The organism is Pantoea stewartii subsp. stewartii, from assembly GCF_008801695.1.
Taxonomy (GTDB): domain Bacteria; phylum Pseudomonadota; class Gammaproteobacteria; order Enterobacterales; family Enterobacteriaceae; genus Pantoea; species Pantoea stewartii.
This window is the reverse complement of the sequence record NZ_VZPF01000089.1, coordinates 1-18503: the sequence shown is the minus strand read 5'-3', so window position 1 is coordinate 18503 and position 18503 is coordinate 1. Positions and strand designations below refer to the sequence as shown.

The window sequence follows — 18503 nt, the reverse complement described above, 5'->3', positions numbered from 1 at the left end:
GGGTTTTCAGTTAGGTCTGAACATGCTGGTTATCCTGCGGAGTCATCATTTCGATACAGCAGAACAGGTTGCGGCGTTTCTGGGCGTGGTACCCGTTGAAAGATCCTCCGGCACCTCGGTCAGAAATAAACCTAAATTATCCAAAAACGGCCCGCCGGAAATACGGGCGAAGCTGTATTTGTCTTCGATGTGCGGTCTGAGATTTAACCCGGCGATGAAAGCGATATATGAGAGGTTATGTCTGAGTGGCAAGGCAAAAATGTGCGCCATAGGTGCACTGATGCGAAAGCACGTCCACTGGTGCTATGGCGTTCTGAAAACACAAAAGCCGTTCGATGCTGAATACCTGTCTTCAGATGCGCGTAGCGCATGTAAGGCGGCATGACATTGTTTTATATAGCTCTGTAGTCAAACCGCCGAAGCCCGGCGTAAGCCGGTGGAGGACTATCAGGAGAGTGGTATCCCCCTCCCGCCCTGAACAGCCATGCAGGCTTACAGCGATGATTATGCTGATTTAAGCCCTTTTAACCCCGTTAGCGCGGCGTAGCCGCGATGTATCGGGGACTTAGTGCTGGCAGCTTGCTGACAGCGCTTAGGGGGCTGTATGTCTAAATCTGAAGCTATTTTTCTTGACGGAACACGGTAGCCAGACACAAACCCGCTAAAAGCGATACAGAAGCTTTTGTGCGCTGTCGGAGTGGTCACGGCAAGGCGTAGCCGCAGTCGGGGCGTATCTCCGCGTTAGCGGGCCGTGAGGGCCGCTTACGGGCGTGTTACTTAATACTTCCAGCGAAACGACTCACAGCGACTCAAAACGCTAGTTACAACATCCATCATTAAAAGCGACGTCACTCCCGGCCTTCGGCCGGGGGCGGGGCCGCTTTTCAGTGGTGGGGAGGAGCTTGGGGGTTCAGACGGGCACTGTTCGTGTTCTTAGGGAATTATTTCGTATGTTGTAACTACAAGTACACTGGGGCCCGTCGCGTAGCGATGGGAGCTACTTTAGGTAGTTACCGAACCGGCGCGGACGTAGTCCGCTGTAAGGGCGCGCATTCTCATGAGCCTGTCCACAGTTCAGGCGATGAACAGGTTATATATTTATATGAATGAAATAAAAGATATTTAAAAGAAGAACAGAGCAGGTTTTTAAAGGAAACCACGCACTTTGAAATCAGGTCGTATGGCGCTTTGTCAGCATAACGGTTGTAACCTTATGAAAAGGTCCCTTGCAGTTATTTGTGGGTAACTGAATCTGGCGACCTGAGGTGGCCACTTTGATGCAATTTTTGGCCGTTCTGATGGCGGAAGGGGATGAAGGTCAGGAAGGACGATCGTCATTTCGAGCAGAAAACCGTCAGCCGGGAGCAGCAGGCGTGCGAAACCCTCCGGCGCCAGCCGGATTTTTCTCTCAGTAAGGGTTATATGGGGACGGTGGCCAGCCGCGCGTAGTTGTTGCCACGCGACATCAGCATGCGCTCTTTCACGCGACGTTCCAGCTCGCGCTTCATGGCATCGAGCCCTCCGGTAAAGCGCCCGGTGGCATATTCCCGCGTCAGCTGCTGTTTCACCAGCGTCACAATATCCTTGCGGGTTCTGTCGGCGTCACGACGTGCACGGGCACGTTTCAGGCCATGTTGTTTACGTTCGGACTGATAGCTGCGGAACCGTTCGCGCACAAACCGCCAGGCTTTCGCTATCAGCTCGTCCATCTCCAGCGGCTTCAGCCTCTGCTTCTGACGCTGCTGATTTTCCCATTCGACACGGCTGCGGCGGGCGGCCACAACTGCCACGTCAGAGATGTCCAGCGCGGAGAACAGTGCCGGCGTGAAGGTGATATCGGTCGGAATGTTGCAGCCAATCTGCGGATCGTACTCGGTCTGGTAGGTAATCAGCCCCAGCTCCGCCATAAACTTCAGCGCCCGCGTAGCGCGGGTGATGGACAGATTGCCGGTTTTCGATTCCGTGGCCAGACCACATTCGATGGCCAGATTGGTAATGGAACGCTGTACACGATTAGCCAGCGGATCGTAGTGGAAGCACAGCCCCTGAAGCAGCGCATCGATGGCACGACGGCGCAACAATGGCGGCATCCGATGACGCTTACCCAGCGAGCGTACGAACGCTACATGGACGGAAAAGTCAAAACGGGACGTGAAGCCTTCGGCTTTCGCCATCAGCTTACGACAGAACGGCAGGGTCTTTTTCCCCTCGCGCGGCGTGAATGCCGGGTTCGGGTTTTTGACCTGACGATAATGGGAGAACAGGGTCTGAGCGTCAGTCACACCTTCCCGCACTTATGTTGCACGGAAGGAGCAAATGGCACAGAAACAGGTATTGCAGTTTTCTGAGCATAAAACTATACTCCCTGCATAGAGCAACAGCTTCTATACAGTTTAAGTAGGCCCCGTTAATTTTCTTCTAGTCGCCAAACCTGCTGAAGATTATCGGGGTTTTTGCTTTTCTGGTCCCGGGTAGACACCTCATCAGAACCAGTTCCCTGCCACCTTACGGCGTGGCCAGCCAAGAGTTCGTCAAAACGATCAACAATCTAGCACCCAACGAGAAAACGATCAAGAATGTGAAGTCTTTACATCCAGAACACCACGTTCAGAAAGTTCACGTTCGAGTAAGGTCTCAATAAACTGCGCCTGAGTGAGTCCTTCCTCTTCACAGATCGTAATCATCCAATCTTTAAGAGGATTTTTAACAAAAACCTTCACTTCTTTATGTGTTTCACGTTTACGCGCAATCGCGGCAAGCTGTCTTTCACTTGCCGACATCGGCTTACCTTTTCGGTAAGAACGCTTTTCTTTCGATGAGGAAGTTACTGCATTTTCGACCTGCGACATCTCTGCCTCCTCAAGGATCAAACAAGGATCGTTTCGCAGAGGATACTACAGATTCGTGAAATCAGCGACTTAACTTTACGCGAAAGTGTGAGCCATGTTGGCGCATGGCTCACCTAGATGGATGTAGATTGCAGATCACATTACGATGCTGATTAGTATGAAGAATGCCAGTCAGTTCCCCCGTCCCAGCGCGACTGCCAGTGCTGAAGGTAGGCTTGTGCCACTTCCGGCACGTCATTAATCACCAGCACGTTCTCACTATTTCTCGAGGCCGCAGAGCGGGTCATATTAAAGCTGCCTGACTCAACCGTATGATTATCAACAATAATGACCTTATCGTGCATGATGGCGTAGTGGCCGTTGGTACGCAGCGGAATACCGGCATTCACCACAACGTTCATCGCCGCCTGGCTGGCTTTGCTTTTGTTTCCCTTCTCATCAAGCACGATTTTCACATCCACACCCCGGTGTTTTGCTCTGACAATTGCGCTAACCACCTCCGGAGACGTAAATGAGTAGCCCATCAGCCGAATGTCGTGCTGTGCTGACTCAATAGTCTTAAGGACCAGCTGCAACGCGCTGCCTTCAGGTGAAAAACCGACCTGAACGGAGGGAGCAGCAACTGCGGGCTGAATACAGCTCAGCGAAAGGCAAACCAGACCGGACACGGCCAGCTGGCGAAAGGTGAACTTACGCATTAAATAACCTCAGAAATACTGTTCGGATGTGTTAACCAGAAACGCCGGAGACGGGGAAAACTTGCTTTTACCCTTCTCCGGGGTTGGACAACTGAGCAGGGCGAAGGCGTCAGTATCTTTTAGCGGAATCAGGTGGCGGACGCCTGATTATTTTTGGGTATCGCCGGCAGCATGGCTGATGGCCTGCTGCAGGGCCTCCGCGCTGGTGTATCCCGGAATAACCGTCACGTTATCAGCGCTGGCGCCGGTTGACGGGAGAACCACCAGGGCTGGCGTACCGCTGAAGCCCAGCTGCTGCGCGAGCGTGTTTATGCCATCCAGGGTTCCCTGAACGTCAGGGGCTGTCTTCGCATCGAACTTCACGGCTTTTGCGGCCGCGCTGATATCAGCATCGGTCAGTTTGCCCTCGTTGTGGCCGGTGGCGTAAATCGCATTGTGATAGTTAAGGTAAGCGTCGGCCCCCTTCTGCTTCCAGACCTGCAGCCCGGTTTTCGCCGCACTCAGCGATGCCGGCCAGCGCTGGCCAAATATCGGGAACTCCTTGAACACAAAGCGCACGTCCGGGTTAGCCTTTATCACCTTCTCCAGCTCCGGCGCGAGGCGGGCGCAGTAGATGCACTGGTAATCGAAAAACTCGACGACCGTTACTTTTGCATCGGCCGGCCCATATGACGGCGTGCCTTTATCGTTCAGCAGCGCGGCCTGATGCTGAATCACGGCCGCCGTCATCGCCTGCTGCTGCTTTTCCTGCTGCTGTGCCTGCAGTTTCTGACTGACCTCAACCAGCACTTCAGGATGAGCCAGCAGGTAGTCTTTCGCGATTTCACCAATGCGGGCCTCCTGCTCCGGAGTAAAGACAGGTGTGGCTTTCTCCGCCGCATTTGCCATACCGGACAACAGAGCGCTGGTCATCAGCACCGCCAGTGCGGTGCGCTTTACTGTTAACATTTTAATGTTCCTTTTTTTCATCTATGGCGGGTGCGTTTGCCGCCTGTTTCTTCGGTTTATCTGCCTGTACCCTCGCAAGCTTTGCCGTGGCTGCACGTTCACGCTCAGGCGGAATGAGCGATTCAACAGAGCCATCCGCGTTGTAGCATGCGACTCCGGCCGTCAGGCCGCTCAGATACGTTTCCGTCCGCGTCAGCGTTTTCAGACAGCGGCGTATTACCTTCTTCGACAACGGCAGTGCCCGGCGTTCTGCATCGGCAAAGAGCTGCTCCCTTACCCCGATGGCCAGCGGACGCAGCTGGCCGCCAGTGAACAGACCCGGCCAGTATGTACCCAGCGTCTGCACGGCGTCCGCCGGGCGCATCAGCCGCGCCGAACGGCCAGGGCGTGGCTTTTTCTTCGGTGGAGGAGGTATTACCTCCACCGCTTTGTTGGGTGGGAGTGCTGGTTGTTTTTTTCCTTTGTCTTTTTGGGTTGCCCTTTGCCCGGCTGGGGCATCCGGGAGGCGGGCGGTCGGTCATCCGCCAGCGGCTTTTTATTGCGTTTTGGCCCGGTGTTCACCACCACCGTTTTCCGCCGGGAGACCGTGATGTCCGCCCCCGCCTCGCTGGCAGGTACGGACGTGTCTGCTGACGGGGCCTTACGCTTCAGGCTCAGGCGCGGACGGGTTTTGTCATCATTCACAGGCAGACTCCTGTAGTGTGTTGATAGCTCGGGGTGACTGATATGTGAAGTATTCCACAAGCCCGGCGCGGCGGCATTGATATTGCGCGGCAAATGCCGGTTACTCACCGATTTCTTTCTCTTTCACTATCTCGCGCTCAACCCGGTGAAGCTGGTCGGCCACGCTTTCTCGCATTCGCGCCTGTTGACGCTCCTGCTGTATGACCTGACTCACCTCTGCCTGCTCCTGCTGCCGGGACTGTTCGGCCTCACGCTGCAGCGCGCGGGATTCAGCGCGCTCCGCCTGTTGCAGGGCATCAGGGCGTTCCGGGTCACCAGGCAAATGCGGGGCGGCCTCCTGATGCTGCTGGCGTCGGGCCTCTTCAGCCAGCGCCTTCTCCATCCGCTGTTCTTCGGGCGTTTTGAGGCTGACCGGGTCCGGCGTGTCGGCCGGGTTGCTTTCCGGGTGACGGAAAATGTCGGCACTGTCCGACAGGACCAGACCACCACTCAGGCGCTTCATGATGGCATCGGCGGGGGATTCACCGCTGACGACCACAATACCGTCGCCGGGATGCTGCAGCCCCAGCTGTCGGGCCTCTGCCAGGTCCGTGGCCTGACGGGTCAGGCCGGTTTCGCTTTGCCGGAATATCACCAGTGTGGCATCTTCACTCCCCAGCAGGCGGGCGTTATCACTTAAGCCCCGTAACCGGCCATCACCATCAAGCTGCACCTCCCGCAACAATACAGCCCGCTGTACGCCGCTGGCATCGTGCACCGGCAGCGCCACATGCGGCGCCGGATATTTCCGGCTGCCGTGGATAAAGCGGGCTTCGCCCGCCTCCGGCAGCTGCGTTGCCAGTGCCCGCCCCAGGGCGCTGTCAGACAACGGCGTGGCCTTTTCCCATAGCTGCTGTGCGGTCGCTGCCTGACGGTCGCTGTCTGCCAGCAACACATCGTGGGCCGTCTGCCGCTCTGCTGGCTGAGAGACCTTTGTCAGCCACTTGCCCAGGTTGTCGGTATAGACCTGTACATGCGCCTTTACACGCGACAGGCCGACGTACGCATCCCGCAGGGAGGCCAGCGCCTGGCGTCCGCCGTCCACGCCGGCAAGCACGATGACATACAGTGCGCTGGCCCCCTGAGCCTTGTGCGCCGTTCCGGCATAGCCGTAGTCCAGATGACGGTCGGCCAGGTCGACGTTCGGGTTCAGGATGCGGGTCTCCTCCCCCTGAGTCAGCTGCAGCTCGCCGTCTTTTGTCACGCCGGTGACGGTCCAGTTGCTGTTCGCCTCGCGTCCGCGCTCACGGTCAGAGCGGGAGAAGCTGACCTTCTCCCCGACTGAAATCTCAATCTCACGGGATTTAAACACCGCGATATCCCGCAGGCTGCTCTCAAAGGCCGACAGCGCCTGCGTCTGACCGGTCTCATCAATCAGTTCGACATAGCCGTTCTGGCGGCTGTCCTGCCCGGCACGAATGGTGTAGTAACGGTCGTTAATCAGCGCAATATTACCGTGCTGCGCAGCCATCCCTGCTACCGACTTCAGCCTGTCGGTCTGCGTTTTCACCCGGTCCAGTACGGTAATCGTGACTTCACGGCCGAGCTCACCGCGCGCCTGCAGCTGAGCGTGGATGGCGGTATTGATGGCGTTCTTGTCGGCGTTGGTCTGGGTGACAATCAGCGTATTGTCACGTGCTTCTGCGGTACGGCCGGTAAAGTCATCGACGATGGCCTGTATCACCCGGTCCCCCTGTTCTTCCTTCTGTTCTTTCGTCTGGGGGATGGCCACCACGGATTGCGTCGGTGACCAGCGCCCCGGCGTTCTCGGCACCGTATCCGGCGTCACGCTGCGTATGGTGTCCAGTGCCGCCGGGACCTGGCGGGCAATAACCGATTCGATAGCCGGTTTCAGTGCCGGACTCTGACGCACAATCTCCTGCATGATGGCGGTATCTAACGGGCTACGCTCCTGCAGCAGGGTGAACGGCGCACCGTTATCCACCGGCAGCAGCTGGTCCCGGTCACCGCTCAGCACCGCACGACCACCACCGGCGGCGATATGCCCCATCGCGTCGGCCATATCCCGGTTGCCCACCATCGAGCTCTCGTCCACCAGGAACAGGGTTTTACTGAAATCGGGCTTCTCTCCGCCCTGAATGCGGCGCTCCATGTCCATCAGGAAGCTCGCCAGCGTCTGCGCTTTGACGCCCACATCGGCCATCTCACCCACCGCCCGGTGGGTCGGAGCCAGACCAGCAACCTCCGGTCGCTGGTCTGCCGGCAGGGTCTCAAGGGCCGCCAGGACGGTTTTCAGCTGGGTGGTTTTCCCCACCCCGGCGTAGTCCTGTATGCCGGTGAAGCGGTCGGTACTCTCCAGTATCAGGCTGGATGCCTGCTGCTGCCCGGTCGTCAGCCCGGCGAACAACGCCGGGTCGGCGTGGCTCAGGAGTGGCGCCTGCGTGTCCAGCCCTTCCACCACCAGACGAATAACGCGCTTCTCTGCCTCATAGCTCGCGGCCGTCACGTACAGCTGCTGCGCGATACCTTTCGGTCCCGGTACCGGGATGAGTTCACCGGTCTGCACCTGACGGGCCAGTTCACGGTCCACATCCCCCTGACGCAGGGAGGGGTGCAGCGGCAGGGCATTTGCCAGTACATCAGGGCGACTGAATACCACGTCACTCCCCTGTGTCAGCGACACCGCCTGACGCACCGCCTTCTCTGCCGTCGACATCAGCGCCTCCTGCGCCGCCGACAGCGCGGCAGCCAGCTCACCGTTCTGCGGGTTAGCCTGCGCCAGCGCGGTCCGGTACAGCGGCGAGCGGGACAGGCGTCGTTCGGCCTCATCGTTCGCCAGCGGGGTGTAAAGCTGTATGTGTTCGCCGCTGCGGGCCAGGGTATTGAGCATCGTCGCCCCGGTATCCCGGCCGGACACAGCCGCCAGCACCATGCCCTGCTCGCTGACGCGCTTTCCCGGCGAGGTAACGTAACCATATCAGGCCTTCAGCGGTTCGTCGGTACGAATCACGCGCTTCTGCCCGTCCTGCTCCACCACCAGACTGTTCTTCCGCACGGCAGTGACTGTGACACTGTCACCGGCACGCTGTTTTCCCTGTCGCGCCAGCCAGGTCAGTTTCTCCCCTTCGGCAATATCAACGGTCTGTGGCCGGTACAGGCTCCAGCTGCTGTCCACCTGACCGAGCTTCAAGCCCTGTCGCTGACCATCCTCCCCGACCAGTATCAGTGAGCGAGTCTCCGCACTGACGCGGTCAACGGTATAGCGCTGAGATACCCGGCTGTCCGGGGCACGTTGCTCAAGCACCATGCCCTCCCGGTACGTATCCAGCTGGCGCCGGTTTTTGCTGTCCAGCCACTGCGGAACCAGCGTGTCGATGGTCGCTGTTTTACTCCCGAGCATCCCTTTCTCCTGCAGCGTCTGCCGCAACGCTGCCGTCAGCGACTGCTGCTCGCGCTCACCGCTGGCCTGGACAACCACATTCTCTCCCTGGCCCACCATCGCAGCGTAATCCTGCGCCAGCGCCGTATAACGCTGGCGCTTGTCCGGCGCACTGACCACGCTGACGGCCACGGTACGTTCCGTTTCCGCCCGGTAGCGGGTCACCCCCGCCGCCTCCAGCGTCTGCAGGGCATTGCCGGTCCCGCTGCGCCCGCCACTGTCCATCAGCAGAAGCTGCGACTGCGCCCGAAGCGCCTGGTCGGTGACCGTCAGCGCATCACGGACGGAGAGCTTTTCCGCCCCGGCCACAATCAGCGTACTGTTCGCCGGCAACGGGGCCTCTGACAGCCCTTTCAGCGTTATCACTTTATCCGTCAGCCCGGATTGCTCAGCCAGCCAGCGCTCACTGGTGCGGTCGGTAGCCAGCACCACCACGTCACGCCCCTGTGACTGCGCCAGCTGCACGCCTGCCAGCACCGATTCGCGCATACCGCCCGCGCCTCCGGGCTGGCTGACAATCGCCAGTGAAGGACGGTCCGCTTCAATCTGCTGCATCACCGGTGCAGACGGAGAAGACCGGGCGGGAACACCGCCAGAGACCACCACGGTGGATTTCATCTCCCCGGCCAGCTGCTGCAGGCTCAGCTCATCCAGCAGATGAATGGAGGAGGTAAACAGACCTTTCTCCCGATCCAGCGGTATCAGCTGCTGGTCCTCAATCGCCAGTTCAATGGCAGAACGCGCCATCACCGCAATCTGTTCCCGCGCATCGAGACTGTTCAGCGTCCGGTTCAGCACATCGGAATAGGTAAAGCGGGTACGTTTTTCACTGAGCTGAGAAATCGCCAGGCTCACCGCCTGACGAACATCGTCCGGGGTCGTCTCCGGGCGTATTGCTCTGTCACTCTCCATAGCCTTCAGACGGGCTTCAGCCTCCTGGCGAAACGCGCCGATATCGAATCCTTCCTGCTCCAGACGGTTCATCCAGTCGGTCAGCAGTTCGACCCGGTCGGGATCTTTCTGTTTGGCCTTACGCGTATCCAGCGCCGCCACGTCACGGGATTTCAGGGAAGCGCCATCACCAACGGCCTCCCGAATTTGTTGCGTACGCTGTGAAAATATCTCCACCGGGACACCCTCGATTTCCCACAGATCGTTTTTGCCGGTCACCACGGTCCGGAATCCCATCTCCTCCACGGCCTGACGCAGTTCGTTACGGTAGATTTTGCCCAGCGCAACCTGCAGGGCATAGACGTTCTCGATAAACCCGCTGTTGCCGATTTTATCGCTGGAAAGTGTCTTCCACTCCCCCAGGTACTCCGTCAGGTTCATCACTATCAGGTGCGTATGCAGCTGCGGATCAAGCTCACGCGAGGTGTCATGGTGAAAAGCGGCGGCCAGCAATTTACCGGTCATCTCCGTCTGGCTGACCCCATCCACCATGACTCGCGTACTGGCCAGGCGCTCAATTTCCCCCATGGCCACACCGACAGCACGCTGATGGGCCTCCAGAATACGGCTGTCGCCCAGTACCACACCCAGTACGGAAATACTTTTGGGGGCCGACAGCGTCAGATCGTAACCCGGCCGGTGAACATTCTGACCGCCCGACATCCGGGAGAGATCGACGCCCTGCGGGAAGAAACCGGCCAGGGCATCATCGAATGTCTTCGCATCCACGGGGCCTTCCAGCCCTAACAGCTCTGCGGCTTTCCCCATCCAGGACGCTTCCATATTGCCGAGAAAGTAATAATTGTCTTTCGCCATGTAGTAGCTGGCTCCGCCGCCAGCCGTCGATGATACGGTCAGCATTACCAGCGGTCCCCCGGCTCATACTCCCTGTCCGGCTCGTCATGTTCACGGTGAACGAGGATATTTTTCTCTTCTTCCCGCATCGCCTGCAGGGCCTCCTGCTCGTACGCCGCATAGTCTTCGTAACGATCTGGCTCAGTCAGGATTTCGCCGGTCTGTGTATCCACCTGCAGTCCGTCATATTCCTTTACCCGGCCACCGTTCTGGGCCGGACTGGCCGTTACCTGGCTACTCCGGGTATCAGGCGCGGAGGTCGATGCTGCAGCCGGTGGCAGGGGTGATGAATTGATGGTTTCTGTTGCAGCAGTGACCGAAGGTACGGTGGCAACTGGTGCTGTTGTTGCCTGTACAGCAGGCTCGTTGCTCTGTACCGCAAGCAGCCTGTCGATGCTGTCTTCATCCAGCTCGCGGCGGGTAATTTCCTCCTCGATTTCCGGGTCCAGACTGTCGTTCAGTTCGCGAGGCAGATATTCCGCCGCAATGAAGGGTAACTTCTCGTACGTCATGTTCATGCGCACCACCGGATACGCCCCCGGCAGGGTCACATAACAGGTCAGGTCCGGCAGGGATTGCACGTCAGAGTAGTTGACCAGATACTGGTCATCTTCCTGCTTGCTGAACGACACCCCGTCACGCACGGTATCCGCACCATAGCTGTACTGCTCGTTAAACACCTTTGCCCGGCGCTGGCCCAGCTGACGCATCACATAGTTCGCCACGCCTTCATCCGGGGAACGGAAGAAAAAGCGGGTATTGAGTAAATCCATCATTGCGTCAGCAAATTCACGGCCGTAGGTAAAATCCAGCTGCGGTTTGTTCTGAAAACCGAGGACAAAACAGCCACCAAACTTGCGAGCCTCCGACAGTACGCCTGGAAGTTCCGGCAGCTTATGCAGGGACGTCAGCTCATCGTAGATAAACCACACCCGACGGGTCGGGTTCTCTCCCATCTCCAGCAGGCAGTTCGCTGCCTGCGCCAGCCACATGGAAATCAGTGGCTTCAGGGACTCGTGCTCCCGGGCGTTAGAGGTGATCCACAGCCAGCCGTGACGCTGGCCAGGTTCATTGACCTGCTTCATCCACTCGCGGATGGCAAAGCGGGGTTTACCGGTGCGCTCAATTCCCTGCATGTAGCGCAGGGCTTTCACGTAGTTGGTCAGCACACCACGAATGGAGATAGCAGTCTTCTCCACCTTCTCTTCCATCAGGTTGGACGCTTCCGTGCCCTGCACGTATTCCCGCAGTGCCTTCAGATTGATGGCCAGCAGGGTACGCAACAGCGCGTTATAGCTGCGATGCGGGTCTTTCTGGAAACGTTTAGATACCGAGGTAAAAATGGTCCGGGCAGACCCCGTCCAGAAGGGATCTTCTTTGGTACTCTGGGGGATAAGCGTATTGCCAATAGAGTCAAAGTCCGATGTGGTCTGACACTCCAGCCACAAATCCCAGTTTTCACACCGCTTATCACGTGGGTTCAGCAGCTTATCGATGTTTTCATTAAAGTGGCGCTTAACCAGCGAACAGCCCTTGTCGTAGACAATCACCATGTCGCCGCGTGCGCGCAACTGCTGCAGCAGCTTGTTGAGGGCATTAGATTTACCGGAGCCTGGTGTACCATGCAGCAACAGATTTTTGACCTCACTGTCGAGCAGCAGAGGCAACTGGTCAAAATGCAGTGGCGATGCTTCATTATTGCGGTGCAGGGTTCTGGCCACTGCTTTCACATCTTCTGTCAGTGTCCGGCCACCGACCAGATCGTCCTGGGCCTGCTTCTCACCCAGCCGGCGCAGGAGATAATAGACGCCATACGCCACCGCCAGCACCACACAACTCGCCAGAAATACCGCAATAAACAGCTCCTGTAGCGTCAGCTGACCGGCATAGGTCATATAGGGGTCTTTCAGAATGGCGGCGGAGGTAAAATGCAGAGTTTGTCCGTCATAAGGAACATCGTATACGGGCGGTACGTTGAACAATGCTTTTTCACCGCCAGCTGAAAGGTATAACCACCAGTACAGACCGCCGTTGCGCATATCCTGCCACGGTACCCGCATCCAGAAAAATAACGGTGTCAGCACAAAAAAAAGATTCAATAACCAGAAGGCAATGCGGCGGTTGACCTGCATAAACATATTCAGCATATAGCTGAATACCTGTCCGCCCTGGGTAATATGCTTGGTGGAACTCATTTCTGCCCCCCGGCATATTCACATGAAAGAGAGATAATCATCTCCTCAAAAGTTGCATTCCGAAATGCAGCAGCCGGATCATAAATAATAATGAGGTCATCTTTATTCCATTTCATCATAGGCAGAAGATGTTTTATATGGGCGTATCCCATTCCTGTCTGATACGAACACAAAATATTTTCTTCAGGCAATACAGCATCAGAACTGACATTATCAGAACAATTCATACAGAATACCTTTTACAGATACAGCAACGAGCACTGCCAGAGTATGACAGCGCGATGCTGAATAATATGATAATGAAGATCCCCCAAGCAGGGGAACAACTGAGATCTGGAGTTAAATCAATCCGGTGTGTTGAGTCAGAATTTATTTCTGACTCAACACACCGGAGAACAAACGAAGTGCGTTAGCGCTGTTGCTAACTATTTGGCTTTGATGACTCAATTTCTTCCGAGGATACTACCTGCCGAATTTTGTCAAGTGTAGCCACGACAGCCGGTGTCATATAGCGGCTCATAGACATACTAAAGGTAATACCACCGATAAGCATACAGGCGAACCAAGAGAATCCGTAACCGATGATAAAATCAGAGCGTTCGCTGATTAATACGATAGCAACAACGATATTTATAGCGACAATAACATAGCCATATGCTTTCAACTTTTGCTTGGCAATATTAAGCAATATTGAATTATCCCGCACATCTTTTGGGATGTGCATCAGTATGGAGAGGTTACCATATGTCATCATTAGAGCAACAACAGTGAGTATCCCACAAGATAAAATCAACCACATAATTACACCTGGAAGCCATATATCTTTCTTATATACGAATTCGTTGCCAAGAATTGCTATAACATGCATTACGTAGACAATTGTCATAACTTTAATTACCGGGAGAACAATTTCTCCTGAGCTTGGTATGCGGTAATCTTTTTTTAGTGAATCCATTATTTTTTTGCATCATTTTCAATGTCACTTTTTAACACCATTTACTTCCCCTTAAATTTATTCATAGACTCATCCAACATTTCTTTGGCCTTATTACTGTCGGTTATATCTATAACGGGACGGGCCTCTTGGCGCACATGTTCAGCTTTATTCGCCTCATCAAACCGTCGCCCCTGAACCTGATGTTCCTGCTCCAGATTAGTATACTGTTTGTTCACCTCTGACTGCTGATGATTGACCTTTTCTTGAGCAGAATCAACACTTCGCTGTGCATTTGCTCTCGATTGTGTGACTTCACCAGCCACCTCACCATCGGCTTTCACACCATGCCCGGCAGCCGTCTGCGCCATATGCTTTTGCTGGTCGGCAAAGTCACTGTGACTGACGCCCTGCAATCCACTGGCAGAAACCGTATCGCCCATTCCTTCTGTGGCTCGTCCCTGATTGGCACGGAACTGCGCTTCCAGCTGCGGCATCATGCGTTCCTCCACAAAACGACCAGCCAGTGCCTCTCGCTCGGCGCGCGCTTCCGGGCTGGAGACATCGGTCAGCACGCGTTCTGCATCTGGATGATTCTGCTTCGCATATTCCACAAACTCCTGAGTGGCATTACTGCGGATGGCCGCACTGTTGTTCTCCACAAAACTTGCCATCTGCGCATATTCATGGCTGCGATTTTGTGTGTCGCTGTACTGGCTGGCCTGAGTACGCATATCACTGAAGGTCGCCGCCATCTGGTTAAGCAACGAGCCGGACGCGTTGTCCGTGTGGCTGCTGTTGTCGGTGGTGCGGTGACTGGCGACCACATCAACGCCATGGCGGATATCTTTCAGATCCTGAGCGCTGAAGTCCTTCGTGCTGCTGGTCCGGTTGCTCATGTCGGAACTGGTGCCATGAGAAGAACCATCCTGGCCGTTATAATCGACCTTGCCATGCAGGTCACCACCAACAGAAGCGCCGGTAGCAAATCCCACTATTTTCCCTGCAAACTGTCTGTTCGAGTCAAATTTCGCATAAGCCCCAACCCCGGCATTCAAAGACATATTCTGGCTTTGTTCCATTGCCGTTCTGAGTGCATCAGCCTGGCTGACATTATTGTCACGCGCATAACGCGCCACGGCACTCTGTAGTTTACTGATAGCAGCAGCATCGTTCGCGCTGATGCTGTTATCAGCACCACGACTGACAGTATCACTGCTCCCTCGCTGGCTGGCCCACTGCGACAGCTGAGAGGTCCCGGTACTGGCCGAGTGACTCAGCGAGTTGCTCAGGCTCTGCAGCTGACTCTCTGCTTCACGCTGCTGACGCTGGAATCCACTGACAGCCGAACGGTCCAGCTGAATATCGGTCGGCAGCCGGGAAATCGCCCCGGTGGTATCGTAGACCGATGCCCCGCTTTGTGTCCGGGTCGCCGTGGCACCGTTGCCCATCTGGGTCATGGCCATTCCGCTACGGCTGGCGTAGTTGGTGTCCCACTTATTGCCGGCAACGTTGTCGGTCTGCAGATTATTAAAGGCCCAGCTGCCGTCGCCGGCGCGGGAGGCCTCCGACGAAGCGGTGCTGTTCATTGCCGTTCCGAGGTAGTTGCCCGCCTGGGACACCACGCTGCCGAGTCCTTTGACCAGCCCCATCGCCAGGAACGGGATGGACAGCGACAGCCAGCCGGCAATGGAGCCAATATCAGCATGCGTCTGCTGAATAACGGACAGGTTCGACAGTGAAAAACTCAGTGAGCCGGTTTTATTGGTCAGGTATGCGCTGACGGCATAATTGAGGATGGCGAACATTGGCCCCCACGCCTGCAGGTAAATCAGCGTGTGGATATACCCCTTCAGCACCTGCAGGGTCAGGGAGTGCACGGTGGCCAGCAGAATAATCACCGGAAACAGGCCGATGACCATCGCCAGCAGCACCGTATTCATCAGCGGCAGATAGGTGGTGGCAATACTGGCTGACGTCGCCTGGCTCAGGCGCATTTTGGCGTAGGAAGACTGGGAGGCCAGGTTTACCAGCCCCGCCGCATCGCCATTCTGTGCGCTGTAGGACGAAATCCCCTGCTTCAGGCCGTTCATCACCACCGCCGCGCGCATCACCTGGCTCGCGGTAGCACCGCCGCCGTAATAGTAGTTGTAGCTGTCCGCCATCAGCGTCCCGAACAGCGCACTGCCATTTGGCTTCGCTCCGGTAATACGCGCAACGTAATAGTTCCAGGTGCTGCCACCTTCCGCCGTATCGGCGTTCAGCTGCGACTTCAGGACGTTATTGGCCAGTTCCTGACAGGTCCAGAAGCCCTCCCGGGTGGCAGCGGTATTGCCATACGGAACCATCACGCCGCGCAGCGGGCTGGGATTCTGGAATATCAGCGCGTACGGGTCCGTGCTGTTCATCAGCTCCTGGAAGGAATACTTATTGTTCAGCAGAATATCCCCCACCACACAGTTGCGGACGTACGCCGTGAAGAGTTCCGCCAGGTCGCCGTTGCGGAACATAAAGTCGGTAGCACTCCCCACCAGGTTAGCCCCGAACAGCATCCCGGTTTTGCTGTAGGTCACGGAGTCAGGCGTGTGGTAGACCGTCTCAAACCCTTCCGTCAGCGCCGTACCGATGCCGGTAATAAACTTCGCCGGCGCGGCCAGCCCCAGCGGCACATTTGCCACCGTATGAATGCTGGTTGCATCCGTGCGGTCGATTATCTGCACTGTACGTTTGGGTATCACCAGAATGCTGGTCAGCAGGATGAAGAAGGCAATAAACTTGATGAACTCCAGCGGGTCATGGCCCTTCAGGTACGTGGCAAACAGGACCATGACAGAAACCAGCGCGGCGATACGGAACATGGACGACCACTCCGTGGTGCCCAGCATGGTGGCCACGCCGTTGAAGATGTTCGACAGAAATTCTCCGCCGGTCAGGACGTAAACGGTATCCATCACATGCCTCCTTCACTGCCGGCGAAACGATAGTTCTGCTGATAACGATCGAGCAGCTGGCTTGAGGTCTGCTGGCGCAGGTAGCTCATCTGGCGGTCCAGCTCCGTCAGCGCATCGGCTTTGGTCTGCACCTGCTGCTGGAGAGCCTCAAGCTGTCTGGACGCTTCACTCACATTTTTACGCAGGGTGTCCATCTGCGGCTCTGGATAGTTCCGGCTGGCCATCTGCATCCGGGCCTGGTCAATCAGCTCCTTCAGATACTGAAGCAGAATGTCATAGGCGATGTAGTCCGACAGGTGCGAAAGCATGTTAACGTTCAGGTTGAGCTGCATCGGATCAATCAGATAGCGCAAAACGGGAACGGACGTGCTCTGAATAAAGCCCTTCTCTGTCGCCGACAGCGCCTCATCCGTACGCAGCTTATCCCGGATGCTGTTAATCATATTTTTCACTTTCTCAACCAGGGCGTTGCTGGCACTGATCTGTACGTGACCAGTCGTCATTTTCAGACAGTCGCCGGTGGAAACGCAGGTCTGTATATCCAGTGAGCCACCGTGCATCAACGCCCGAATGAGAGCCGGGTGATCAGCCTGGGGAACCAGTGCTTTTGGTATACCGTTGCCGTCATACATCATTGTCCCCGTCAGGTTCATCACCAGCTCCTTCAGCTCGGTATCACTACCAAACATGGCGTTGTTGTTAAGAATTTCCCACATCAGGTTTTTATTACGCAGAACCTGGTCTTTTTCGCCTGCACTCGCTTTATCCATCACGTTGCTCATCTGCCCGCCCACGGTACACCCCTGACGCGAAGCCGCCCAGTCGGCGAACAGGTTGCTTTCTCCGGCGATATCCTGACAGACCTTCTGCTGCGACACCTGCGTTTTGGGCCACAGCCCGCCAATGATGCCCTGCGCAGCCTGGCAGCTGGAGATGTTGGTGCTGTTGAGGTCGGTGGCCAGCTTCTGCAGATAGTCTTTCGCATCCTTCAGCTCCGGCGCCACTGTCTGCAGGGCGAGGTCGAAGAAATATCCCTGTGCGTTGGCCATCAGATTCTTGACGAACTGCTGCAGCTGGTCGCTGTTGATAAAGGAGAAGGCCCCAAGATAGGCATCAATACCACCGCACCCGGCCGTCAGTGACGGCGGGGTAAATGACATCACCTGAATCTGTTTGACCTGGTTGCGAAGAAACAGATTCCCGCCAGTGACATATCCGGCAGCCTGACCCTGCCATGCCGCCGCCCCCGTGGCATTACCTTCAAACCCCAGCTTGTTAAAATAGTTGTTAAGGTCGCTGTCGACGCCGGCACAGGCCGATGAGCTGCAGACCAGCGCCAGTATCCCGGCCAGAAGCGTTTTACGCATGGTTATCATCCTTACTGCGCATCAGGGAAAAAAGTTCAGCAACAGACGTTTAACATCGCCAGCGACATCAAGGATGAAGGCCACTCCGGATGCGGCAAGAAAGCCTGCGGCCGCACACCAGAAGCCAACCGGCATGGCATACATGGTCAGATTGAGCGGGGTTTTCATCGCCTGATTTTCCGCATTCAGCGTCACAAAATCCGCAGTGCCATAACCGAGCGCACTGAACATGGCGTTCCAGTATTTCCATGCGCCCCAGCCGGCAAGGCCGCAGGCGAGCGCCAGCAGAAAAAAGACGACAGCAAGTTTTGTCAGAAAAGACTTATTCATACACTTTCCTCATTTTTAAAATAAAACCAGCGTATTGCTGTAAATCATATTTTCGGCATTCACCCCGTGTCAGAATGCCGGGTTTAATCCCCTCAGGCCTCCGGTATGAAAAGAATTATTTCCCTCTTCGTCTAAATAACTGATCCTAATACCGCTACACTTTAGCCAGCCCATGTTTCCCCCGGGGAATGGGCTGACGGTATTCATAAAGTGATGGACCTTTTTCAACAGTTGCCACATTGAACTGCACTGGTGATTTCGGGTTATTGTCTCATGAAGCGCCTGCCACAACCGTTCGACAT

The 18503-nt window shown here is 56.2% G+C and carries 16 protein-coding genes and 1 pseudogene; 1 reads left to right on the top strand and 16 read right to left on the bottom strand.

Going from position 1 to position 18503, the window contains the following annotated elements; translation table 11 throughout:
• A partial coding sequence (locus tag F7Q90_RS21170) for a transposase (protein ID WP_151161063.1) occupies positions 1 to 385 on the top strand: 385 nt, incomplete at its 5' end.
• A 1033-nt stretch (positions 386 to 1418) separates the two neighbouring features.
• Here the strand turns inward: F7Q90_RS21170 and repA are convergent.
• From repA to F7Q90_RS27940, 16 genes and pseudogenes are all read right to left on the bottom strand, one after another.
• The gene (gene repA, locus F7Q90_RS21155; protein ID WP_006122289.1) at positions 1419 to 2294 is read right to left on the bottom strand and encodes an incFII family plasmid replication initiator RepA; all 876 of its coding nucleotides are present in this window, start codon (positions 2292 to 2294) and stop codon (positions 1419 to 1421) included.
• A complete protein-coding gene (gene tap / locus F7Q90_RS21150; protein ID WP_032489431.1) occupies positions 2275 to 2352 on the bottom strand; it encodes a RepA leader peptide Tap in 78 nt (25 codons plus the stop codon). Before tap ends, repA begins: the two co-directional genes overlap by 20 nt.
• A gap of 218 nt (positions 2353 to 2570) precedes the next feature.
• Entirely contained in the window at positions 2571 to 2849 is a 279-nt protein-coding gene (locus F7Q90_RS21145) for a replication regulatory protein RepA (RefSeq protein ID WP_006122288.1), read from the bottom strand.
• 152 nt (positions 2850 to 3001) lie between these two features.
• Positions 3002 to 3547 (bottom strand): phospholipase D family nuclease, encoded by a 546-nt coding sequence (locus tag F7Q90_RS21140; protein WP_006122287.1) that lies wholly within the window; start codon positions 3545 to 3547, stop codon positions 3002 to 3004.
• Between the two features lie 147 nt (positions 3548 to 3694).
• A complete protein-coding gene (locus F7Q90_RS21135; RefSeq protein ID WP_006122286.1) occupies positions 3695 to 4495 on the bottom strand; it encodes a DsbA family protein in 801 nt (266 codons plus the stop codon).
• Position 4496: 1 nt separating this feature from the next.
• Positions 4497 to 4859, bottom strand: coding sequence for a ProQ/FINO family protein (locus F7Q90_RS21130; RefSeq protein ID WP_044243426.1), 363 nt, complete (start codon positions 4857 to 4859; stop codon positions 4497 to 4499).
• A 50-nt stretch (positions 4860 to 4909) separates the two neighbouring features.
• Positions 4910 to 5179: a hypothetical protein gene (locus F7Q90_RS21125; RefSeq protein WP_044243397.1), complete on the bottom strand. Its 270-nt coding sequence runs from the start codon at positions 5177 to 5179 to the stop codon at positions 4910 to 4912.
• Positions 5180 to 5279: 100 nt separating this feature from the next.
• Positions 5280 to 8111 (bottom strand): AAA family ATPase, encoded by a 2832-nt coding sequence (locus tag F7Q90_RS27325; protein ID WP_237166160.1) that lies wholly within the window; start codon positions 8109 to 8111, stop codon positions 5280 to 5282.
• A 45-nt stretch (positions 8112 to 8156) separates the two neighbouring features.
• Complete coding sequence (gene mobF, locus F7Q90_RS27320) at positions 8157 to 10430, bottom strand: MobF family relaxase (protein ID WP_006122283.1); 2274 nt, start codon at positions 10428 to 10430, stop codon at positions 8157 to 8159.
• A complete protein-coding gene (traD, locus tag F7Q90_RS21115; RefSeq protein WP_006122282.1) occupies positions 10430 to 12619 on the bottom strand; it encodes a type IV conjugative transfer system coupling protein TraD in 2190 nt (729 codons plus the stop codon). The genes mobF and traD overlap by 1 nt, the downstream gene beginning before the upstream one ends.
• On the bottom strand, positions 12616 to 12846 hold the full coding sequence (locus F7Q90_RS21110) for a hypothetical protein (RefSeq protein ID WP_141119421.1): 231 nt from the start codon (positions 12844 to 12846) through the stop codon (positions 12616 to 12618). The genes traD and F7Q90_RS21110 overlap by 4 nt, the downstream gene beginning before the upstream one ends.
• Positions 12847 to 13040: 194 nt before the next feature.
• Positions 13041 to 13574, bottom strand: coding sequence for a hypothetical protein (locus F7Q90_RS21105; RefSeq protein ID WP_237166161.1), 534 nt, complete (start codon positions 13572 to 13574; stop codon positions 13041 to 13043).
• Between the two features lie 41 nt (positions 13575 to 13615).
• Positions 13616 to 16504 (bottom strand): conjugal transfer mating-pair stabilization protein TraG, encoded by a 2889-nt coding sequence (gene traG, locus F7Q90_RS21100; protein ID WP_006122281.1) that lies wholly within the window; start codon positions 16502 to 16504, stop codon positions 13616 to 13618.
• A complete protein-coding gene (traH, locus tag F7Q90_RS21095) occupies positions 16504 to 17871 on the bottom strand; it encodes a conjugal transfer pilus assembly protein TraH (RefSeq protein ID WP_006122280.1) in 1368 nt (455 codons plus the stop codon). Before traH ends, traG begins: the two co-directional genes overlap by 1 nt.
• 21 nt (positions 17872 to 17892) lie before the next feature.
• Positions 17893 to 18201, bottom strand: a complete 309-nt coding sequence (locus tag F7Q90_RS21090) for a hypothetical protein (RefSeq protein WP_006122278.1) — start codon at positions 18199 to 18201, stop codon at positions 17893 to 17895.
• A gap of 154 nt (positions 18202 to 18355) precedes the next feature.
• A pseudogene (locus F7Q90_RS27940) lies at positions 18356 to 18503 on the bottom strand (IS630 family transposase); the annotation flags it as partial.